Origin of the sequence: Aggregatibacter actinomycetemcomitans (assembly GCF_003130205.1) — a bacterium.
Taxonomy (GTDB): domain Bacteria; phylum Pseudomonadota; class Gammaproteobacteria; order Enterobacterales; family Pasteurellaceae; genus Aggregatibacter; species Aggregatibacter actinomycetemcomitans_A.
Genome location: NZ_NRDF01000001.1, coordinates 1 through 22,823, shown reverse-complemented (window position 1 = coordinate 22,823; position 22,823 = coordinate 1). Strand labels below are relative to the sequence as shown.

Genomic DNA, 22,823 nt, shown 5'->3' with positions numbered 1-22,823 from the left:
ATCTTTTTCATCTGTTAAAAAAGTCGGCACAGTATAGCAGATTTCCCTTCTTTCTGAATCAACAAGGACAAGATGATGATCAACATTCAACGACAACAACAAATCACGCCCGAACTGAGCTTATATACTTATAACGAGATTCCCGTTTTACATTTACAACACGCTGTCGGCACGGCAAAAATCGCGTTACAAGGGGCGCATTTATTCAGTTGGCAGCCGGCGCACAGTAAACAGGACGTACTGTGGTTAAGCGAAATCGAACCCTTTGAAACCGGCACGGCAATTCGCGGTGGCATTCCTATTTGCTACCCGTGGTTTAACAATGCCGGCACGCCCGCGCACGGTTTCGCCCGCATCAGCCTGTGGCAATTAAGCGACTACGACATTCGCGCCGATAAAGTGCGGTTAGTTTTTTCGTTGTTTTCAGCACAACATATCATCTTGGCGAAAGTGGAAATGCTTTTCGGCGAACACTGCGACCTGCGCTTTACCCATTACGGCGAAGCGGGAATGGAGAAGGTGCAACTGGCGCTACACAGTTATTTCAACATCGGCGACATCAGCCGTACCGACATTGCCAACCTGCCGACGGAATGTTTCAACTCCCTCACCCGTCAAACGGAAAGCGTTCCGTCACCGCGCCATATCGCCGAAAATGTGGATTGCATTTACAACGCGCCACCACAACCGACGGAAATTCACGACCACGGCAATCAACGCACGATTATTGTAGAACACCACAATGCCGGCGATGTAGTACTGTGGAACCCATGGCAAAAACCAACGGGCAACATGACGGAAAACGGCTATCAAACCATGGTCTGCGTGGAAACGGCACGGATCAGTCGCTATCTTGACGTGGGGGAAACGGTGGCGGTGCGATTGCGGGTGGAATAATGAATGATTTTAGTTATTTCTGACGTATGTTCCCAATCTCTGAAAATAAGCACGCATCGGGAGACGCGCGCCATCCCTATTACAGGGGAGAGTTATTTACCGAATGCACCGGAAAAGACAGAAAAAGTGCGGTGGATATTGAACGTGTTTTTTGAGTTCAAAAAACACTCGAAAAAACCACCGCACTTTTGACGAGATATGAATAATTACGCCGGTGCGCGTTCCCCGCGCGCCTTTTTTAAAAACACTCAAATGAAAAACACTAAAAAAACTGACCGCACTTTGCTATAATGCGCCCCGTTAATTTCACCTAAAAAATAAGAGACGATCATGACCGACTTTCCCTATATTCGCGACCTCAACGAACATAACCTTAACGAAATCCTGCAACTTTCCCAAAATTACCCGTTAGCCATTGTCTTTTATGCACCAAGCCAGGCCGATTCCGTGACGTTTGTTAAAACGTTGGAAAGCTACGCCAATCAATACCAAGGGCAGTTTGTGTTAGCCAAAGTGGATTGTGAAAAAGAACAAATGGTGGTGGCGCAATTCCGCATTCAGGCGTTGCCAACTACGTATTTATTCAGAGACGGGCAAGCGTTGGATGCATTTCAAGGGGTATTGGATAACACCACATTGCAACAACGTTTGAGTGCGATTTTGCCGAAAGAGGAAGAAATTAAGTTTAATCAGGCGCTGGAATTGCTTGCGGTCGAAAATTATGAACAGGCATTGCCGTTGTTAAAAGACGCCTGGGAGTTGTCCGACCAGAAAAACAGTGAAATTGCGCTGCTCTATGCGGAAACCTATATCGCCATGAAGAAAACCGAGCCGGCGCAGCAGATTTTAAATAAGATTCCGCTGCAGGATCGTGACAGCCGCTGGCAGGGCTTACAGGCGCAAATTGAATTATTGATTAAAGCTGCCGACACGCCGGAAATCCAGCAATTACAAGAAGAATTTGCCCAACAGCCGACAAACGATCTTGCCTTAAAACTGGCGTTGCAATTACATCAAGCCAACCGCAATGAAGAAGCGCTGGATCTGTTATTTAAGATTTTGCGTCAGGATTTAAGCGCGGAAGAAGGTAAAATCAAACAGGAATTTTTAGCGATTTTAGCCGCCATCGGTAACAATGATCCCGTGGCTAATAAATACCGCCGATTGATCTATTCGTTGTTGTACTGACGGGAAATCTTCTATAATGTACCTGCCCTTTCAACTATTATTTTAAAAAGGATTATTTATGTCTGAAATTAAACACGCTCAATTACTTATTTTAGGATCCGGCCCTGCCGGCTATACTGCTGCGATTTATGCGGCACGCGCTAATTTAAAACCATTATTAGTAACCGGTTTACAACAAGGCGGTCAATTAACTACCACCAATGAAATTGAAAACTGGCCGGGCGATTTCGGTGAAACCACCGGTCCGGAACTGATGCAAAGAATGCTACAGCACGCAGAAAAATTCGAAACGGAAATCGTCTTCGATCATATTAACCGTGTCGATCTTTCCTCCCGTCCGTTCAAATTGTACGGTGATGCACAAACCTTTAGCTGTGATGCGTTAATTATTGCCACCGGCGCCTCCGCCCGATATTTGGGCTTACCAACCGAAGAAAACTACAAAGGTCGTGGTGTTTCCGCCTGTGCCACCTGTGACGGATTCTTTTATCGCAATAAGCCCGTTGCAGTGATCGGTGGTGGCAATACGGCGGTGGAAGAAGCTTTGTATTTAGCCAATATTGCCAGCGAAGTGCATTTGATTCACCGTCGCGACAGCTTCCGCGCGGAAAAAATCCTTATTGATCGCTTATACAAAAAAGTAGAAGAAGGCAAAATCATTCTGCATACCCACCGCACTTTAGATGAAGTATTAGGTGATAACATGGGGGTGACCGGTGTACGATTAAAAGACGTGCAATCCGAAGCCACCGAAGACGTGATGTTAGACGGCGTATTCGTCGCCATTGGTCATGCGCCGAACACGCAAATTTTCCAAGGTCAGCTTGAATTAAACAACGGCTATATTGTGGTGAAATCGGGCTTAGAAGGTAATGCCACAGCCACTTCCGTGGAGGGTGTCTTTGCCGCCGGTGATGTGATGGATCACAATTATCGCCAGGCGATTACCTCTGCCGGCACCGGTTGTATGGCGGCATTGGATGCCGAGCGTTATTTAGACGCGCAAAAATAAATCAGACGGGCGTTGTGTTCCGTCAATAAAATCATGATGTTATAACACGGTGGGCTTTAAGCCCGCCTTATGTTTTTTCTATCTTTTGTAAAAACCGCAACTTATGGACAAATCCCGTCAAAAGTATTTGCAACAATGGTTACGCACGCAGCAAAAGCCAATTAAAGAATATTTAAACCTTAACATCCTCCTTGCTTCCCTTTCTTCCGTCATTCTCGTGGCGCAAACCTATTTACTGGCATCATTGCTGTATGAACTCATTATTGTTAATAAAGCAATTAGTGGTCTTGTACCCTATTTTGTCGGCTTGATTGCGGGCTTTGCATTGCGCGCGCTGATTTTATGGTTACGGGAAAAAATCGGCTTTAAGTGCGGTCAATTATTACGAAATAGTATTCGCCGGCAAATTCTGGATAAAATTCATCAGGTGGGGCCTGCCACCATTAACAACAAACCGGCGGGCAGCTGGGCGACGATCATGTTGGAGCAGGTGGAAAACCTGCACAATTTCTACGCCCGCTATTTGCCGCAACAGGTGCTTTCCGCTATTGTGCCGATCATTGTTCTAATCGCCGTGTTTCCGTTAAACTGGGCAGCGGGTTTAATTTTAATGGGCACCGCACCGCTGATTCCGATTTTCATGATTTTAGTGGGCAAAGCAGCGGCGGACAGCAGCCAAAAGAACATGGATACCCTCGCCCGTTTAAGCGGGCAATTTTTAGATCGGCTACGCGGCTTGGAAACCTTACGTTTATTTGACCGCACTGCGGAACAAACCCACTACATTGAAGAAAGCACGGAAGACTTCCGTGAAACCACGATGGACGTGCTGAAAATGGCGTTCCTCTCCTCTGCCGTACTGGAATTTTTCACTTCCATCTCTATCGCATTAATGGCGGTGTATTTCGGTTTCAGTTATTTAGGACAAATCGAATTCGGCACTTACGACACGCCAATCACATTGTTTATCGGTTTCTTCTGCTTGATTCTCGCACCGGAATTTTATCAACCGTTGCGCGATCTCGGCACCTATTATCACGACCGCGCCGCCGGTATCGGGGCGGCGGATGCCATTGTGGATTTTCTGGAAGCCGATTATTTAATCGCCCAAGGCGATAAAAAAGCGGCATTTGAAGGAAAAAGTGCGGTGGAAATTTCAGGTGAAAATCTGGTGGTCTTGTCACCGCAAGGCAAACCGCTGACGGAAGCCCTGAATTTTTCTATTCCGCCACGTAACCACATTGCCATCGTCGGGCAAAGCGGCGCCGGCAAAACCTCGCTCATCAACGCCATGTTAGGCTTTCTGCCCTATCAAGGCAGCCTGAAAATCAATGGACAGGAATTGCGCGATCTGGATTTAATGCAATGGCGTAAACATATCGCTTGGGTGGGGCAAAACCCGTTGTTGCTACAAGGCACCATCAAAGAAAATTTATTGCTGGGTGATATTCAAACCGACGAACGGGAAATTGATCATGCCTTGCATTTGGCACAAGCAAAAGAGTTTACCGATCGGCTTGGTCTGGAGGCAGAAATTAAAGAAGGCGGTATCGGCGTTTCCGTGGGACAGGCGCAGCGTTTGGCAGTGGCTCGAGCATTGCTGCGCAAGGGCGATTTGCTGTTACTGGACGAACCTACCGCCAGCCTGGATGCCCAATCGGAAAATCAGGTGTTACAGGCATTACAACAAATTAGCCAACAACAAACCACAGTCATGATTACCCACCGCATTGAAGATCTGAAACAATGCGACAATATTTTGGTCATGCGCCACGGGCAAATTATCCAGCAAGGGCATTTTGACCAACTGCAACACCAAGGTTTCTTCGCCGAATTATTAGCCCAACGACAACAGGATATTCACTAATGCGCGCATTATTGCCTTTTCTTCGTTTATTTAAATTCGCCAAGTTGCCGCTAATTTTAGGCGGCTTGCTGATGATTTTAGGGCTGGCTTCCAGTATCGGGTTGCTCACCCTCTCCGGCTGGTTTCTTGCTGCCACCGCCATTGCCGGTTTCGGTTCGCTATTTAACTTTTTCTACCCATCCGCCAGCGTACGCGGCTTAGCAATCGGGCGCACTGTAGCACGCTATTTTGAAAAAGTAGTCGCCCATGACGCCACCTTTCGCGTATTAGCAAAACTGCGCGTGCAGGTGTTTAGTAAAATCATTCCGCTAAGCCCTGCGGTGCTCAACCGTTATCGTAACAGCGATTTATTAAACCGCTTGGTTGCTGATGTGGACACGCTCGACAGCCTATATCTTCGCCTTATTGCGCCCTTTATCAGCGCCATCGTGGTGATTGCGTTCATTACCCTTGGCTTGAGTTTTATCAACGCTCCGCTCGCGTTGTTTATCGGTTTCACGTTACTGGCGCTTTTGCTGGTTATCCCGACGATTTTTTACCATTTGGGTAACAAATTCGGTGCCAAACTCACCCAATCCCGCGCCCTTTACCGCACGCAATTTATTGAATTTATCCAGGCGCAAGCGGAATTATTGCTGTTCAACGGCGAGGACAAAGTCAAAGAAAAACTGAACCAAACGGAACAACAATGGCAAGCCTACCAACAACGGGAAGCCAATTTATCAGGATTTTCCACCGCACTTTTATTATTCGCCAACGGTTTGCTGTTATGTGCCACCTTGTGGTTTGCCGCCCAGGCGGATTTGGGCAACGATAAATACCGCATGGCGTTTATCGGTTTATTTGCTTTTGCCGCCCTCGCCTCTTTTGAAATCCTGATGCCTATCGGCGCGGCATTTTTGCACATCGGGCAAGTGGTTGCTTCCGCCGAACGGGTGACGGACATTATCGAACAACAGCCGTTAGTGGATTTTTCCGGCACTCAAGAAATAGAAATCGATAAACAACAGCCGTTATTGCAAATCCAAAATCTGCATTTCACTTACCCACAGCGAACCAATCCGGCACTAATTGATTTCAGCCTTAACATTCAAGCCGGCGAAAAAATTGCCATTTTAGGCAAAACCGGCAGCGGTAAATCCACTTTATTGCAATTACTGGTGCGTAACTATGATACCAATCAGGGTGAAATGCTTTTGGCGGGTAAAGCCATTCAGACATATAGCGAAAGCAGTCTGCGCCAACAATTTTGCTTCTTAACCCAACGGGTACACGTTTTCAGCGACACCTTGCGCAACAACCTGCAACTTGCCAATCATGCTCCGCTAAGCGATGAAAAAATGATTGCCGTGCTACTCCAAGTCGGCTTGGAAAAACTCGTGAACCAGGAACAGGGTTTGGATTTATGGCTGGGTGACGGCGGTCGTCCGTTATCCGGCGGTGAACAACGCCGCTTGGGCTTGGCTAGAGTGTTACTAAATGACGCCCCGATTTTACTGTTAGATGAACCGACGGAAGGTTTGGATCGTGAAACGGAACGCAATATTTTGCAGGCAATTTTGACACATAGTCGCGACAAAACATTAATTATGGTGACGCACCGCTTAACGGCGATTGAACAATTTGATCAACTGGTCATGATTGATAACAGCCGATTAATCGAACAAGGTGTTTATCAGGAGCTAATCAATAAAGAAAATGGCTTCTTCAAGCAATTGACACAACGTATTTAAATGGAGAAGGCCGGAAAGGTGGAAACCTTCCCGGCTTGATCTCGGCACACGAAAATTCTGACTCTGGCTGCTTTCTTCCGAACCTGACCTGGTAAACCAGACTTCATTGCGAGGGACCGAAAAGGTTTCCATTGAATTAACCGCAAGACTTCACACCTGCGATTAAGGGTTCGCATTATGCAATAAGCCCCGCCGAATTGCAAATGTTATCTCCGTATGAAAGGGAAAGTACCCTAACTTTAAACAAACGAGGAAAATAATGACCGCACTTCATCAACTTATCGACTTGTTAAAACTGGAAAAAATCGACGATTTACTCTTTCGCGGCGAAAGTCAGGATTTAGGCTTTCGCCAGGTTTTCGGCGGACAAGTCGTAGCACAAGCTCTTTCCGCCGCCATTCAGGTGGCGCCGACGGATCGCTTTTTACATTCTTGCCATGCCTATTTTTTATCCCCGGGCGATAGCCAATATCCGATTATTTATGATGTGGAAATTCTACGCGAAGGCAGAAATTTCACCGCCATGCGCGTCAAAGCCATTCAGCACAAATCACCGATTTGCCACATCACCGCCTCTTTCCAAACTTTGGAGCAAGGCTTTGAGCATCAAAGTGAAATGCCAAAAGTGGAAGCCCCCGACGCACTCATGTCGGAAAGCTCGGTGATCCAGCAAATGGCGCAAATGATTCCAGAAGCAGTACGCGATAAATTTACGGCGGAACGCCCCTTTGATATTCGCACCAAATACCTGAATAACCCGTTCCACGGGCGCAAGCTGCCACCGCGACAATTCTCTTGGGTGCGTACTAATGGCGAAGCGCCGACGGATTACCACATTCAACAATGCCTGCTCGCCTATTTTTCAGATTTTCACTGCATTTTGACCGCACTTCATCCGCACGAAAAAGGCTTTTTACAGAAAGGTATGAAAGTCGCCACTATCGACCATTCAATTTGGTTCCATCGCCCTTTCGACATAAACGACTGGCTGCTGTACGCCATCGAAAGCAACAACGCCTATGCCGCCCGCGGTTTGGCGCGCGGTCAGTTCTTCTCCGCCGACGGCAGACTCATCGCCACTACGCAGCAGGAAGGACTGATTCGTTATCTTCCGGAAGAACAATAAAAAACGAGGGAAAAAATATTCATAAATCACTGAAGTGATTTATTCACCCCTTCGGGGCCGCTGGCATAGCCAACGTTCAAAAAACGGAGTTTTTATGACCGCACTTTCCGATACAACTCACACGGCATGAATTAAACCGGATTTATAAAGCGGGTTAACGCCTTATATTAAGACTGAAAAAATGCCTGATAACGAAATTTATCAGGCATTTTTTTATAAACGTACACCGGTGCCGACACCGAACCCCACACCGACGCCATTGGAACCGCCACTTGCGCCGACACCTACGGAACACGCCGCCAGGCTAAATAGAATAAAAACTGCCAGGATGATTTTTTTCATGCTTCGCCCCTTTTCACTTTTTCCACATTCCTAAATAAACGATACACCCCGATTAAATCTTTTTTGGCAATATATTTAAACGGCAATAATAAATAATACAAAAAACGATAATGGCATACGGAAGACATCATATCCTGCCATTCCTGCGGCTCACAATCTTGTTGGTAACCGCGCATAACCATGCGAATGGTTTCATCGGAAATATTTTCCTCGCGACATAAATTATAAATAAACAAAATCAAATCGCGCACTTTCTGACGAGGTAAGTTCCGTTTTGTTGCATCCACTTCAAAGTCAATAAATAACACCCTGCCGTCATGCCATAAAATATCCCGAATTGCCGGGCGCCCGTGTACCAGTCCCTGTTGATGTAACTGCGCCAAGGCTTTAGCGCAATCCAGCAGAATCTGTTGTTTGGTTTGCGTTGGAATATTGTCGTCAACCCAATTCGCTACGCTCTTGCCACCATCTTCCAGCACCAGATAATCTTCACCAAAAGCGGCTAATTTCGGCACCGGTGCTTGTCGTTGTGCAAGATACTGCAAACTCCGAAGCTCGTTTTGAAATGCCTGCTGCGGATGCGGTTTTAGCAAATGCCACACGCCTTTTAATTGCTCCGGCTGCTTCAGCCAATAATTTTTGTTTCCGTAGGTAAAATAATAGACCCGCTCCCCTTTATGTTCCGCCAAGAGCTGCCGAACATATTGCGCAAAGGAAAACTTCACTGAGCCTGACATAATAGAATCCCTATAAACGAAAAGTGCGGCCAAAATTAACCGCACTTTTTGTGCAATCCTGCTGATTATTTCTTAATTAAACTTAATTTTGCAACCCGGTTGCCGGCTAACTGACAATCCATTTTATAGAACCGATTACCGTTTAAACGCACATCGGCAGTTAAGCGGGAATTGCTGTTAGCATGGTTAGCAGAACTACGAAATACGCGTGAAGTTTGCGCCACCTGTTGAATTTTTGCAATACAAAGGTAATTTAATTTGGCATCGTTACCGGTTTTCACGTTAGCCGCGCCTTTGTCCGCATTGTTTGTGCCCAACATTTTGTGCAACTTTTTCGCTTCGGCAATCAAGGCTTTTTGCTCTTGGTTTGCCGTGTCAATGTGATGAACTTTGCCATTTTCCTGCACGACGGAAACTTTGCCGCCTTTATAGAAAAATAATTTATTGTCACTACCGTTGCTAACTTTAATCAATTCCGGTTGTCCATTTAAGTAAGCTGTATATTGCGTATTGTTGTTGACATACTCAAATGTCGGCAAAGTTTCCGCTTTTTTCAGCAAGGCTTTCACATCGGCATTTGCCGGCGCTGCTTCAGTGATGTAACCAGGCGTACCCTCGGCTTTCATTTCGAATAACGAACCACACGCCGATAACAGTAAAATTGATGAGCATAAGGTCACCCTGGTGATATGTTTATGCATGAAAATAAGCTCCTTGAATTGACAAAAGTGCGGTCTAGTTTAACCGTTTTTTTATTTTTTTTAAACCTTACGATTTGGAGAACACCTATGTTTGCTTGGTTAAAACCGAAATTTATGACATTACTTTGTGCATTTTTGCTGACCTCAACATTATCAACATCCGCATTTGCCCTTGCCATCGGCGAGAATGAAATCAACCAATTGCTGGCTCGGCACAATAATTATAAAAATAACTATAGCATTCCCGGTCTTGCCGGTGTGGATTACAATCTGCACGATTTCAGCGCCAGAATCGGGCAATCTGCAGAAAAACGCCTGGAATTGAGCGGCACTGTCGATGGCTTATTCAAACTACCTACCGATCAGTTTTCCGCCAAATTGAATCTCACTTTCGACACCGTGCCTTATTATGATGCGCAAAAAGGCGCGATTTATTTGAAAGATATTCGCGTACTGCGCTGGTCCGGCTCGCCGGAACAATACATGGGACAAATTCAAAGTCTGGTGCCGTTACTCACCAACAATATCGCAACCTATTTGAGCAACACGCCGGTTTATACGTTAGACGAAAAAAATCCACGGGATATGATGATTAAACAAGCCGCCAAAGCCATTCGGGTAGAACAAGGCAGATTGGAAGTGGATACCTTTGATAATTTGCTAAAACCATAATCTCAGGCAAAAAGAAAGGCTGAACAACGATTCAGCCTTTTTTATTGCATTCAGCATTAACGGGATAAAAACAACGCTGCGGCGCCACGCACACCGCCGGAATCGCCGTATTTGGCTTTTTTAATCACTGGTACCTTAGCGCTACGCATTAAATGCGGCGGTAAGGCTTTCGGCAAGGCGTCGTATAAATAATCGAAATTGGACAATCCGCCGCCGAGCACGATTAAATGCGGGTCAAAGGCGGTAATGATGTTGCCGATGGAAATCGCGGCAAGCTCCACAAAAACGCCGACAAAATCCACCGCACTTTTATTGCCGGCGTAGAAACGTTGAATAATTTCTTTAGCGGATAAGGCTTCGCCTTTTAAATCGCGGTATAACATTTCAAAACCGCGACCAGATAAGTAGGTGTCCAAACAGGCTTTGTTGCCGCAACCGCAGTCGTAAATCGGTGCGTTGTCCCAGCCGAGCAATTTCAACGCATGGTAGTTCAATTGCAAATGCCCTAACTCGCCCGCCATGCCGGTTTGCCCGGAATGAATCTTGCCGTTTAACACGAAACCGCCGCCAAAGCCGGTGCCTAAGATTAAACCTAATACGGAAGGATATTGGGCGTTTTCCGCGTCCCAGGCTTCCGATAAGGCAAAACAGTTGGCGTCATTTTCGGCGCGCACTTCGCGATCTAAAATAGCGGATAAGTCGCGCAAAATAGGTTTGTTATCCGCCACGCGGATATTGGTGATTTCCGCGATGCCGGTGGCTTGATTCACAAAGCCCGGAATGCCTAAGCCGACGGAACCTTTACAGCCGAATTCTTCATCGGCTTTTTTCACCAAATCGGCAATGCTATTCAGCCAATCTTCATAGCTGGTTTTCGGTGTTTCCACCCGTTCGCGATATTGCTTCTCCAACTGCGAGTTAAACACTGCCAACTCAATTTTGGTTCCGCCGATATCTAATCCGTATAACATCTGTTTCTCCTGTTAAAATACCTAAAAAAACGACCCCACTTTTGGCAAACTTATTCCGCTTTTTGGAAATACCGCTTTTTGGCTAAAAACGCGAACATCACCCAATGCACCAGCCACGCCATTAACACGGAAATCAATAAATCTATCGGATAATGCATACCAAAACGTAGGCGACTGACCAACATCAATAGCGCCCAAATGCTCATAAAGCCGAGTAATAATTTTGCGCGCCCTTTTCTGTTGCCGATTAATTGCACAAAGCCCACGGTTAACATCAGCCAGCTGGCGGCAAAAATGGTGTGTCCGGAAGGGAAGGAATAGCCCACTTCATCGGCATAATGCCCTTTAATCCATTCAGGCACCGAAGGTTGGGCTTGATAGAATTGGTCAACGATTTGTGCCCGCGCTTTACGATCTTGCGCATAAAAAGCGTCGGTACCCGTGCCGGTTTGTTCGGCGATGTAAGTGACGAAAGGACGCGGTTCGGCAAACGCATTTTTTAAACCGGATTTTAACCCTTGCGTCACCACCATCGAAAAAGCCATTACAGCAACAGCTAAAATCCATTGTTTACGATTAGAAAATAATGGTAAAAAGAGCAGCGCAAAAACGCCGCAAGTGATAACGGCATAAGGCACACTGCCGGTTTCCGTGAGCCAATATAAAGGATGTTCGTAATCCTCAAAAACCTGATTTCCGTTCCACTGCCATGCGGATAACCAGACAAAAACAGGGGCAAGACAAAGCAATAGCGTATATAATGACAATCTTTTTAACATATTCATAACCATAAATGAAAATCGGACTGTCATTTTATCATCAGAATTCGACAAGAGAAAAAGAATAAGGACTAATTAAGGACAAGTTATGACAAAAATTGAATTGGTTGCCCAAGCGAATTTACCGACCGAGTTCGGTCTGTTTAAAATCGTGGGCTTTGAATTTCCCGACACCCAAAAAGAACACGTTGCATTGGTTTTAGGCGACATCCGCAATTCGGACGAACCGGTATTGGCGCGCATTCATTCCGAATGTTTAACCGGCGACGCATTACACAGCCTAAAATGCGACTGCGGTTTCCAACTGGCAGCGGCGTTGCGTCAAATTCAACAGGAAGGGCGCGGCGTATTAATTTATCACCGCGAAGAAGGCAGAGGCATCGGCTTAATCAACAAAATCCGCGCCTATTCCCTGCAAGATCAGGGCATGGATACCATCGAAGCCAACCTGGCTTTAGGCTTTGCCGCCGATGAACGCAATTTTGGCGTATGTGCGGATATTTTTGATTTATTGGGCGTAAAACAAATTCGTCTGCTCACCAATAATCCGAACAAAATCGAAACCATGAAACAGGCAGGTATCAACGTGGTTGAGCGGGTGCCGTTAAATGTGGGTGAGAATCGTTATAACACCGCCTATTTGGACACCAAAGCGAAAAAAATGGGGCATTTTATCGTGCATAACGGCGAACAACATTTAATGGAATGCCCGTATTGCCAGGAAGAAGTGCCGAAAAAATAACACAAAAATTCACCGCACTTATAGGCTTTTAGGCACAGTACCGGAACAAGGACTGTGCTTTCTGATCCCATTTTACACCGCTATACAACCTCTTTCAGCTGTCCGGCACGATAGTAAGTTTATTTTACTCATACTATTCATCTCAACAAATCCACACTAATAATAGGGTAATTTTTACACAAACAGTTCTGCTTAAACTTGAATTTAGACGAATTTTAAATAAAATGCTTCTCATTTATATTTTAACAACAATAGATACAAATAGATATTTATGTTCAAAACCTTAAGTAAACTTATTTCATCTTCCATTTCTATGGCATTTTTAGTTGTTTTAGGCTGGTCCACTGCTTATGCCTATGGTTGGGGACAATCTTATTTTTACGGCTTTCCATGGTGGTATGTAGATGTAGGCACGGGCAATGTAGCTCGTAGTTTCGGCTATGTGATCTGGGTCAACATTATTCTTCTTGGCACCTATTTAATCGGCTTATTCGGACTGAAGAAAGCCCAGCCTTATATGACAGATGCTTGTCTTAGTCTGCTAAGGACCTATATTTTATGTACCGTTTTCTTTATCCCAGGTGTTATTGGTTATATTTTGACTGTTGGGAAAATAAGTTATCTTTTTATACTCACTTACATCATTATAACGTTTATTGTTACCCTGCTCTTTAAGCATTACATTCGGAAACACATAAGTACAATCTCGCTCAATACTACTATTACTTTTCTGTATAGAAATAAAAGTTATGTAATGTTGTCTACTTATTGCTATTTTGTAATCTGTGCCTTTATTGTCGGCTACAGCCGCCCGTATTTCAAAACAGTGTTTGATTCCTTGGAAATTGAAGGTATAGCCTATTACGTTTTAGCAAAATACAGCGATACCTTCATCTTAGCTAAAAGTATTCACGCGACCAATGGTAACTTTTATCTATACAAAATCGATCCTAGTTCTTTATGTCACGTTCAAGTAATCAACATGGAAAGCATACCGAAACAACCTGAATAAACAGCTGTTTTTGAGGCGGACTTTGTGAATAAAAACTAATACTCGGTTCAAAAAGTGCGGTGAAAAAAACAACGTTTTTATGACCGCACTTTATCCAAGCAGCTCCGATTATTTATGTACCATTGCACGGTTTTTCGCATTCCGGAGGAGAAATTTTCTTGTGGCTGCCAGCCTAATTCTTGTCGAATTTTTGTGGCATCAAGGGCGTAGCGGCGATCGTGACCGGGACGATCGGTAATGTGAACAATTAAATCGGCATAACGCTTTACATCCATCGGTTTATTAGGCGCCAATTCTTCCAAGAGATCACAAATGGCGTGAATCACAGCCAAATTCGTTTTTTCGCAATGACTGCTGATATTGTAGCTTTCGCCTACGCTGCCTCTCATAAGCACTAAATACAAGGCGCGAACATGATCTTCCACATAAAGCCAATCACGAATCTGCTGCCCGTTGCCATAGACCGGTAACGGTTTGCCATTTAGTGCATTGGAGATCATGAGCGGGATCAGTTTTTCGGGGTATTGGTATGAGCCGTAATTATTGGCGCAATTAGTGATGATTGTCGGCAAGTCATAAGTGCGCTGCCAGGCACGAACCAAATGATCGGCAGAGGCTTTTGACGCGGAATACGGGCTACTTGGCGCATACGCGGTGTCTTCCTTCGATAAGACGTGATTTTCCACCACATCGCCATACACTTCATCGGTAGAAATATGTAAAAAACGGAATCCCGCTTTTTTCTCGGCTGTCAATTTTTCGTAATAACGACGGGCGGCTTCCAGCAAAGTGTAAGTGCCGATAATATTGGTTTGCATAAACGCGGCAGGTGCCTCAATCGACCGATCCACATGGCTTTCTGCCGCCAAATGAATGACGGCATCAGGACAATATTGCGCCAATATATGCGCCATCATTTGCCCATCGCAAATATCCGCCTGTTCAAAGTGATAACGCAGATGGGTTTCCACGGTGTGCAAGGCACATAAATTGCCGGCGTAGGTGAGCTTGTCAACATTAATGATGTCATGTTCAGTATGTTGAATCAGCCACCGAATCAACGCCGAACCGATAAAACCGGCACCGCCGGTAATGAGAATTTGCATAGATTAGTTATTGTTATAGAAGGGTTAATTCGCTTTCACCTGATTAATCGTGTCACTCTCCCAGCCCACATATTCACCGGAAAATTTTTCCGCCAAACGATCAAACTGTTCAACATAAGCAAAAATTTCATCCGTATCCAAAGACATTTCCTGTTCGATTTTAACAATGTAAAAGCTTTCTTTATTTTCCGCATCAGAATCAGAAAAAGTAATAGGCGCATTGCTGTAACTCATGGTGTTGAAAGAAATGTCACTGAGATTAGTTTCTTCCATAAATTGATACATCAGCTGTTCATCGGCAAATCGAAAGGTGTGTTCAATGAGATAGTTATCCGCCAAATTTCTTCCGTTTTGCAACAACATATCCAGAATTTCTTCCGTAACGTTAAGCTTCATTTCCAATGGCGACGGCAGCAAAAAGTCAAAATAAGTATCCCAATTCGGATCATCCTGCACGCCCGTGTGATCAATATGTTCCTTGAATTGGTCAAGCACATCAAAAAGTGCGGTCGGTTCATCGCAATAAAAATGCAACTGCAAATGCCCGTCACCAATGATATGCCCGGCATAAAGTACATCGGATAGTGCCGAAACCTGAATCAGAATTTTGAACAATTCCGTAATGACACGATGATGTTCAGCCAAGGTTGGCATGGCACTTTCATCAGGCTCATAAGGCAAAGAAACCTGCACGACTTTATTGTATTTTTGTGGAGAGAATGCCTCAAAAATATCCAAATTAACCGTACAACTGGCAATTTTGCCATTAATTAATGTGCGGTAATTTTGCCAATTCGGTTCGGGATTTTTCAACGGCATTATTTAAACTCCGCCCAAATCGGTGCGTGATCGGAAGGTTTGTCCATGGCGCGAATATCCAAGGCAATACCGGTATCCACACAATGTGCCACCAAGGCTTTATTTGCTAAAATGTGGTCAATACGCAAACCGCGGTTGTCGTCAAATCCTTTGGAGCGATAATCAAACCAGGAGAATTTATCATTAACCGTCGGATTCATGTGACGGAAAGTATCCTCCAAGCCGTACGCATATAAACGCTGATACCATTCGCGTTCTTCCGGTAGGAAAGAACATTTACCGGTACGCAGCCAACGTTTACGATTTTCTTCGCCGATACCGATATCTAAATCGGAGGGGCTGATATTCATATCCCCCATGATAATCACCAGGTTTTGTGCGTTATGATCCTGCTCTAAATAACGCTGTAAGTCCGCGTAAAATTTTTGCTTCGCCGGAAATTTGGTCGGGTGTTCACGACTTTCCCCTTGCGGGAAATAACCGTTAATGACCGTAAGCTGGCCGAATTTCGTCTCCAAATCAATCATGATGATCCGCTTTTGCGCTTCCTCATCATCTGTCGGAAACCCTTTTCTGACGGACAGCGGCGCCTGTTTACTCAATAACGCAACGCCATAATGCCCCTTTTGCCCGAAATGATTGACGTGATAGCCGAGGTGATTCACCAAATCATAAGGAAAGACCTCATCCGCCACTTTGATTTCCTGTAATCCCAGCACATCCGGTTGATATTTATCAATAATTTCTTCTAATTGATGTGGTCTGGCTCTTAACCCGTTTATGTTAAACGACATGACTTTCATGTTTTGTTCCTTTGCTTTGTGTAAGGACAACATTATACTTGCAACAAACAAAAAAGCAGAAGTTTATTCTGCTTTTTTGAGATGCTTATCTAATGAACAAGCTTTTAATAAGTCCCATTTCGAACTAATACAGTTTTTAAGGTTCAGCATAAAATGGCAAAATCATTCCATAAAAACCAATTTTTAACATATCGGCATCGATGATCCGCCACTTAAAAATTGGATACCACACCTAACCAGTTAAAGTGCAGCTTTTTATGAGTAAACATTATTCAATCGAATTCAATCACATCATCAAACTTATTTTAGAAGAGCATTGAGGCATTCGTGAAGTCACACAATACTTCCATCTCGACACCCATTCTTCCGTTATAGTTTGGTTACAACACTTTGAAAAATACGGAACCAATAGGCTACATCGTCAACATACCAAAGCGAGAAAAATACTCGCCTTTAAGAATGTGGCAGCGGGTAAATAAAAAACGTACTAAGTTTGAGCTTAGTATGTTTTGCATTTTATCAGAGAAAATCAACCAGCTGCTTGGGCTAATATGCCCCTTTTCTTCTCAACACAATGTTGACGGTTTTTGCCAAGATCACAATATCATTCCACAACGACCAGTTTTTCACATACCATGCATCTAAATATACTCGGGTGGCGTAGCCAATGTCGTTACGCCCGCTCACTTGCCATAAGCCTGAAAGCCCCGGGCGAACCATTTCGTAGTAAATTAAATCATCGCCATAGTGTTTCAACTCTTGCCTCGTTACAGGGCGAGGACCAACAAGGCTCATTTCACCTTTAAAGACGTTCCATAATTGAGGCAGCTCATCAAGGCTGGTTTTACGCAAAATTCTGCCGATTGGCGTGATTCTAGGGTCATTCTTGAGTTTAAACTCGTTATTCCACTGCTCGCGGGCTTCCTCATCTTTAGCCAATAATTCACGCAGCACTTGTTGAGAATTAACCACCATCGTACGGAGTTTATAGCATTTGAAGACTTTGCGATCTCGCCCGACCCGAACTTGGCTATACACTGCTTTCCCGCCATCTTTACGAATCATCAAAAATAGCACCAAGAAAAGCGGAGCAAACAGAATCAACAATAGGCCGGAAACCACAATATCAAACGTTCGTTTTATCAAACGGGTTGAACGCTTAGCGAGCTTATTGGGGATCCGCAGCACAATGGTTTCAGAGCTAAAGAAATGCGAAATTTCCGCCCCATAAAGTGGAATGCCTTGTAACGACGGAATAATAGATACATTGCGAAAATTCAGCGCCGAGAGTTTTTTCACCCAATATGCCAATAAATCTGCCTGATCGTGTTCCAGGGCAATAAACACTTTTTCGTAGCGGTGCAAATGTTTTAAAAATTCCCGTTCAGACATAAAGTCCAGGTGTTTTGCCAGCACGCAACTTTCTTGTTGAGAAACAAAAGCTTGCACTTTATAACCAAGGTTGGACTCAGCCTGAATCGCCTTGTATGCACGAAAAGCATTGCGCCCCGTGCCGATGATCACGCTTGGCATATCCCACAAACGGTTAAATTTGAGGACTTTTTTACAAATGATCCGAAAGAGAGGAAAACAGAGGAAAAGCACGCCATAGACATAAACCCATGTTTCCACGGGATCGGGTACTTTGGCAAACACCAACAGCGCCAAATTAACAAAGGCAATCACAAAGAGTGAAAAATAGGTGTCTTTCAACTCATCCCAAAACGGTTTACGATAAGTGTAATGACGATAAAATACCCACAAAATCCAGATGCTTGCTAACATCGCCAAGAAAAAGGAACTCGCCCGATAGATGGAACCTTTCAGTTCCAAAATATCGCGAGAAAAATCATCTAAAGGTGAAAGCCAGTAGCCCACCGCAATCGCAAAAAAATACGAAACCATATCGGTGAAAATCAAACTGATTTTATTGATGAGAGGCGCGGAACCTTCTGTTTTTCTCATCTTTCCAATATCCTTTGTGCATACTTAATGCCTTACACCACGCATAAGGCAATTTTTGATAATGATACCCCAGTTTAAAGCCAAGCCATTTGATAAAGTTTGATAACAAGGCTTTGGGTAACAAGTGCGGTGCATTTTTTACAAGAAATTGGAATTCAGAAAGCACAAACTTCTTTCCTTCTGAAGCCGCTTTTCCAAAGGTTTGCTGAATCCATCCTTGTTCTTGCTGAAACACGCCCGTGTCAAAATAGCGTTGTAATTCCTGGCATAAGGTATAGTTGTGGCTATGAAATACCGTTGCTTCTGCACAATAGGCAACTTTATAGTCCGCTAACACCATTTTGGCGGTTAAGTACATATCTTCCGCTAAAATTGTATTATCAGGAAAGCCCCCAAGCTCTTCAAACACCGAACGACGATACGCCGCAAAAGAGTTAGACACAAAAACCGTTTTAATGCCTAAAGATATAATATCCGCTTTTGATTTTAACTTCGATTGCGCCGGGTAATTAAAATAACGTGCGTGAGCGGCAAGAGGCGTTGCATTGGCGTGGGGCAACTGCCTGCCACACACCGCCGCAACTTCAAGATTCTCAAAAGGTGCCACTAAATTTGCCAATGAATCAGGCGAAGCCAAAATCGCGTCTTGTGTCATAAACACAATAATATCTGTAAAACTTTTAGCAAATTTAACCGCTTGATTGCGGGTTCTACCGTGCTTAAACGCAGATTGTGAAATACTATGTACAGAAAAGCCTGCCGCCTCCGCCCATTTTACCGTTTGGTCGAAGGAAGAAGAATCTACCACAATCACCTCATCGGCTTTTCTGGTTTGTTGCTGATAGGCTGCAATCCAAGCTTGCCATTGCTGATCTGCGTTGTAGGTTGGTATGCATAATAATACTTTCATCCTAATAATTTACTCAGAATTGAATGTTTTTTCATTATCATTCCTAATATAAAACCAATTGAAAATGTTAATATAACTATTAAAGGAATGGAAATCCATATAGAAAATGTAGTAAACATCACTTCTAGTTTAGATATTATTAAAACATGAAATATTCCTGATTTTACGATAAAATCTAAGCTTCCACCATCTCCCCAAAATGAAACATTAGAAAATAATGGGATTATAAATAATGAAAAAAAGATTAAAGAGAACCAAAAGGCTGGAATAATTCTATAAATTCGATTTCTAAAGTATCTTATAACTGTCTTAGAATTCTCCAAGCTCTGAATCATAAAAAAGCCAGAAATTGTAAAAAAACTGTAGACAGCTATTTCACCTAAACTTGATTGCCCTAACATTGTTTTACTAATAAAATCATGTTCTGGTTTTGAAACCAATTCATATGAATGATAAAAAACAACTAATGTTGCTAAAATAAATCTAAAATCATCAAAATAGTTATTTTTTTGATTATAAATATCCTTTAATGTTAAAACCATAACTGACAAATTTCCTCAATATAATTCTTAGAATTTAGATTAATAACTCTGCCTTTTTCATATAACTTAACTCGCTCAGCTGGTGCTCCTAGATTAAATACAGTGATAGGATAACCTAATTGCATGATTTCGTCTGTAGTATAAGAATACGTTTCTGGACAAATAGAAGGAATTAAAAATTCATTAACTTCATATTTAATCAATAACGATGGCACATCAGACTTTTTATAACTACCTGTTTTTATAAATGAGTCTGAACGTATTTCAATATCTAAATTTCCAATTAAAACGACTTGAATATTTAAACTGTGTTTATCAATATATTCAATAATCTCTTTTATAATTGAGCTACCTTTTGCTAAATTAATATTTCCTAATATACCAATAACACGTTTACTATTCTTCTGCTTACGATAAACATTTTCAAAAGTACCACTAATATCGTGAGGGATATAAGATAATTTATCTTTTAAAGCAGGATAAGCTTCTATTAAAATATCTTCAGATGAGTGCGAAAAACATAGAATTTTATTACAAGAGGATAAAAAATGTTCCCATTTACTTTGCCAAACAAGTGCATTGTTTTCTTTACAAAATAGTTTAAATTCTCCATCACTATTTTTAAGAAATTTACTATGAGCGTTTAAGTCTTTTGGTACTCCATTATATATATTATTTTCAGTAAGTAATGTATAACTAGGAGAAATACAGAAGTAATCATGCAATGGAAATACTAAATTTGCATTACACTTATCTTTAACTCTTAATACCAGATTAAGAATTTCATATACATTAGGAAAAGATACTACGCCATTTAATATAATTTCTTCTATATTTATAAAATCTAAAATATCTAGTATTAAATTAATATTTTTTATAACAAAACACTGATTAAACTCAGATGTAAGGAACGATAAAGAATATATATTCTTAGTAATATTGTAGCTAAAAACTATAATACCTTTAGCTTGATTAATCATTTCTTCTACTTTCTGCTTTTGATATAAATTAGCCCCACCACCTAATTCATGATCTACTATTAAAACATTTTCTTTTGTTGAATGTTTAAAACTAATAATAGATCTTACTAATATTCTCAAGCCATTTAACGCGTTATCTTTTATTATTTTCTGTATTTGATTATCATATGTTGGAAATTTATTAAGAAGAGTTTGATAATGTTCATTTATATTTCGTATCTTATCTTCAGACAAAAATGATCCACCATGTTTATGGTATACAAATAAATTAGTAATATGAATATTCTTATAACCAGCACTTATGGCTCTTTGACACCAATCATTCTCTTCTCCATATCCTTTTCCATAAATTTCATCAAACATACCAATTTCTTTTACTACGTTAAAATTAACCCCCATACAAAATCCGACCCCTGTAGGAACTTCTAACATAGTGCTATCTACATTTACTAATTTAAAGATATTATCAACTTTCTCTAAAGTTAAATTACCATAAATATATTTGTTATCAACTAAGTAATTTGGGAAACTACAAATAGTACCAGAATTAGTAAATGGTGTTGTACTTGCAATATCGTTATTTGTAAAAATAGGGTACATTAATCTTTCTAACCAAAATTCAGGTAGCTCCGTATCAGTATTTAATAAGACTAAGTGGTTCTCTGCATATGTCGAAAGTAGATTAACTGTTTTTAGAAATCCTAAATTCTCCTTATTTTTTATGAAAATAGCATCTATATCAGGATTTTGTTCAATAAATCTTTCAATAAAAGGTACAACTCTCTCATCTGAGCTTTTATCATCAGATATAAGTAATCTATATGGTAAAGAAGTATTTTCTTTTATACTTTCAAATAATTTATCAAGAAACTCATATCCATTATAAACAGGGATAATTATATCTATAGGTCTATTTGTATAATTATGATAGAAATTCTTAATTCTAGATAGATTTTCAATATTTAATGAAAGGAGTAATTCATCTAATAATAATTCTACTTCATTTGTTTTTTCATTTATTTTTAAGTTAGATTCATTTTTTGTTTTTTTATTTATTTCTAAATTAGATTTATTTTTTGATTTTTGAATAGCATATCTAATGCCTTTTGACTTTAATAAGAAAAAGAATTTAGAAATTAAACTAGGATTTTTCTTTATTAAAAAAATCATATTTTTAATTAAATATAACATCCCAAATTCTACAGGTTTGATCTTTCTTCCTTCTTTTTTACCATATTTTACATAATGCAACAATGGATTAATATTAGCTGATTTTACATCATTATAAGAATCAAGGTAACCATTTAGATCAAATTTAGGAGAAGGATTTCGCCCTTCTTTCCAACCATAATCTAAAAAATGCTGAATAGGATCTACATTAGCTTCTCTAACATCTTGATTATTATTTAAATAGTATTCAGAATTGAACAATCCAGACTTTCTGAGGATATCATAATCTGTCTTGTTAAAGATTTTCTTTATTTTCATAAGTAGTTTATAACCTCTAGATTGCATAATTCCTGTTAAAATAGCATCTAAGTCTCTTATCTTTTTTTCCCTGTCATTAATTATTTCAGATAAATTTTTCTCCAAAACTAACCTTTGATTAGACAGTGATACTATATAATCATTTTGGGATCTAACATTTTTTCGATATTTATTATATAACTTTCTCAAAATATTATTCTTTGAAATAATCTTATTATTTAAAATTTCAATCTTATTTCTCTCTACTAGTAAATTAATTTCATATTCCTTAAGATTAAAGTTAATCTTATTTTTAAGATATCTAAGTTCATCTTCGTGCTTTTTAAGATTAAAATGGATTTTATTTTCAAGAGATTTAATTTTACCTTCATATCTAGAAGAGATATTTTCTAACTGTAAATCATTTCGTTCAATAGTTTTATATTTACTTA

At 41.5% G+C, this 22,823-nt stretch carries 21 protein-coding genes and 1 other RNA gene; 9 read left to right on the top strand and 13 right to left on the bottom strand.

Features of this window, described 5'->3' with window-relative positions; all coding sequences use genetic code 11:
• Window positions 1-75 precede the first annotated feature (75 nt).
• The 5 genes from DK423_RS00110 to cydC all read left to right on the top strand — a co-directional run bounded on the left by DK423_RS00110 (window position 76) and on the right by cydC (window position 6,697).
• Window positions 76-897, top strand: a complete 822-nt coding sequence (locus DK423_RS00110) for a D-hexose-6-phosphate mutarotase (protein ID WP_005556389.1) — start codon at window positions 76-78, stop codon at window positions 895-897.
• 330 nt (window positions 898-1,227) lie between these two features.
• Window positions 1,228-2,085 (top strand): co-chaperone YbbN, encoded by an 858-nt coding sequence (locus DK423_RS00105; protein WP_005556385.1) that lies wholly within the window; start codon window positions 1,228-1,230, stop codon window positions 2,083-2,085.
• Between the two features lie 58 nt (window positions 2,086-2,143).
• On the top strand, window positions 2,144-3,097 hold the full coding sequence (gene trxB / locus DK423_RS00100; RefSeq protein ID WP_005556383.1) for a thioredoxin-disulfide reductase: 954 nt from the start codon (window positions 2,144-2,146) through the stop codon (window positions 3,095-3,097).
• A gap of 103 nt (window positions 3,098-3,200) precedes the next feature.
• Entirely contained in the window at window positions 3,201-4,964 is a 1,764-nt protein-coding gene (gene cydD / locus DK423_RS00095; protein ID WP_109043836.1) for a heme ABC transporter permease/ATP-binding protein CydD, read from the top strand.
• Complete coding sequence (gene cydC / locus DK423_RS00090; RefSeq protein WP_109043835.1) at window positions 4,964-6,697, top strand: heme ABC transporter ATP-binding protein/permease CydC; 1,734 nt, start codon at window positions 4,964-4,966, stop codon at window positions 6,695-6,697. Before cydD ends, cydC begins: the two co-directional genes overlap by 1 nt.
• 24 nt (window positions 6,698-6,721) lie before the next feature.
• Here the strand turns inward: cydC and ffs are convergent.
• An RNA gene (ffs, locus tag DK423_RS00085) (signal recognition particle sRNA small type) lies at window positions 6,722-6,820 on the bottom strand.
• Between the two features lie 136 nt (window positions 6,821-6,956).
• On the opposite strand from ffs, the gene tesB reads away from it, so the two are divergent.
• On the top strand, window positions 6,957-7,823 hold the full coding sequence (gene tesB, locus DK423_RS00080) for an acyl-CoA thioesterase II (protein ID WP_005556378.1): 867 nt from the start codon (window positions 6,957-6,959) through the stop codon (window positions 7,821-7,823).
• A 213-nt stretch (window positions 7,824-8,036) separates the two neighbouring features.
• Here tesB and DK423_RS11465 read toward each other — a convergent pair whose 3' ends face one another.
• The 3 genes from DK423_RS11465 to DK423_RS00070 form a co-directional block, all read right to left on the bottom strand.
• Window positions 8,037-8,165 (bottom strand): lipoprotein, encoded by a 129-nt coding sequence (locus DK423_RS11465; protein ID WP_005542417.1) that lies wholly within the window; start codon window positions 8,163-8,165, stop codon window positions 8,037-8,039.
• Complete coding sequence (locus DK423_RS00075) at window positions 8,162-8,902, bottom strand: lipopolysaccharide kinase InaA family protein (RefSeq protein WP_032996572.1); 741 nt, start codon at window positions 8,900-8,902, stop codon at window positions 8,162-8,164. The genes DK423_RS11465 and DK423_RS00075 overlap by 4 nt, the downstream gene beginning before the upstream one ends.
• A 65-nt stretch (window positions 8,903-8,967) precedes the next feature.
• A complete protein-coding gene (locus DK423_RS00070; protein WP_005556374.1) occupies window positions 8,968-9,603 on the bottom strand; it encodes a hypothetical protein in 636 nt (211 codons plus the stop codon).
• Between the two features lie 87 nt (window positions 9,604-9,690).
• Between DK423_RS00070 and DK423_RS00065 the strand changes: the two genes are divergently transcribed.
• A complete protein-coding gene (locus tag DK423_RS00065) occupies window positions 9,691-10,275 on the top strand; it encodes a DUF1439 domain-containing protein (RefSeq protein ID WP_005556372.1) in 585 nt (194 codons plus the stop codon).
• A gap of 56 nt (window positions 10,276-10,331) precedes the next feature.
• Here the strand turns inward: DK423_RS00065 and nagK are convergent, their stop codons facing one another.
• On the bottom strand, window positions 10,332-11,246 hold the full coding sequence (nagK, locus tag DK423_RS00060) for an N-acetylglucosamine kinase (RefSeq protein WP_005556370.1): 915 nt from the start codon (window positions 11,244-11,246) through the stop codon (window positions 10,332-10,334).
• Between the two features lie 50 nt (window positions 11,247-11,296).
• On the bottom strand, window positions 11,297-12,037 hold the full coding sequence (locus DK423_RS00055) for a phosphatase PAP2 family protein (RefSeq protein WP_005556368.1): 741 nt from the start codon (window positions 12,035-12,037) through the stop codon (window positions 11,297-11,299).
• Between the two features lie 76 nt (window positions 12,038-12,113).
• On the opposite strand from DK423_RS00055, the gene ribA reads away from it, so the two are divergent.
• Together ribA and DK423_RS00045 are read left to right on the top strand one after the other, a co-directional pair.
• Entirely contained in the window at window positions 12,114-12,767 is a 654-nt protein-coding gene (gene ribA / locus DK423_RS00050; protein WP_005556366.1) for a GTP cyclohydrolase II, read from the top strand.
• A 271-nt stretch (window positions 12,768-13,038) separates the two neighbouring features.
• On the top strand, window positions 13,039-13,779 hold the full coding sequence (locus DK423_RS00045) for a hypothetical protein (protein WP_061886553.1): 741 nt from the start codon (window positions 13,039-13,041) through the stop codon (window positions 13,777-13,779).
• A 77-nt stretch (window positions 13,780-13,856) separates the two neighbouring features.
• Here DK423_RS00045 and rfbB read toward each other — a convergent pair whose 3' ends face one another.
• The 7 genes from rfbB to DK423_RS00005 form a co-directional block, all read right to left on the bottom strand.
• On the bottom strand, window positions 13,857-14,885 hold the full coding sequence (gene rfbB, locus DK423_RS00040; RefSeq protein ID WP_005556362.1) for a dTDP-glucose 4,6-dehydratase: 1,029 nt from the start codon (window positions 14,883-14,885) through the stop codon (window positions 13,857-13,859).
• Window positions 14,886-14,909: 24 nt separating this feature from the next.
• Window positions 14,910-15,704, bottom strand: coding sequence for a TIGR01619 family protein (locus DK423_RS00035; protein ID WP_005556360.1), 795 nt, complete (start codon window positions 15,702-15,704; stop codon window positions 14,910-14,912).
• The gene (gene xthA / locus DK423_RS00030) at window positions 15,704-16,507 is read right to left on the bottom strand and encodes an exodeoxyribonuclease III (protein WP_005556358.1); all 804 of its coding nucleotides are present in this window, start codon (window positions 16,505-16,507) and stop codon (window positions 15,704-15,706) included. The genes DK423_RS00035 and xthA overlap by 1 nt, the downstream gene beginning before the upstream one ends.
• Window positions 16,508-17,053: 546 nt before the next feature.
• The gene (locus tag DK423_RS00020; RefSeq protein WP_005556355.1) at window positions 17,054-18,472 is read right to left on the bottom strand and encodes a sugar transferase; all 1,419 of its coding nucleotides are present in this window, start codon (window positions 18,470-18,472) and stop codon (window positions 17,054-17,056) included.
• Window positions 18,435-19,382, bottom strand: coding sequence for a glycosyltransferase family 2 protein (locus tag DK423_RS00015; protein ID WP_005556354.1), 948 nt, complete (start codon window positions 19,380-19,382; stop codon window positions 18,435-18,437). The genes DK423_RS00020 and DK423_RS00015 overlap by 38 nt, the downstream gene beginning before the upstream one ends.
• Complete coding sequence (locus tag DK423_RS00010) at window positions 19,379-19,924, bottom strand: acyltransferase family protein (protein WP_032996570.1); 546 nt, start codon at window positions 19,922-19,924, stop codon at window positions 19,379-19,381. The genes DK423_RS00015 and DK423_RS00010 overlap by 4 nt, the downstream gene beginning before the upstream one ends.
• Window positions 19,915-22,823, bottom strand: a 2,909-nt coding sequence (locus tag DK423_RS00005) for a glycosyltransferase (RefSeq protein ID WP_162541083.1), incomplete at its 5' end; no start/stop codon positions are given. The genes DK423_RS00005 and DK423_RS00010, both read right to left, overlap by 10 nt.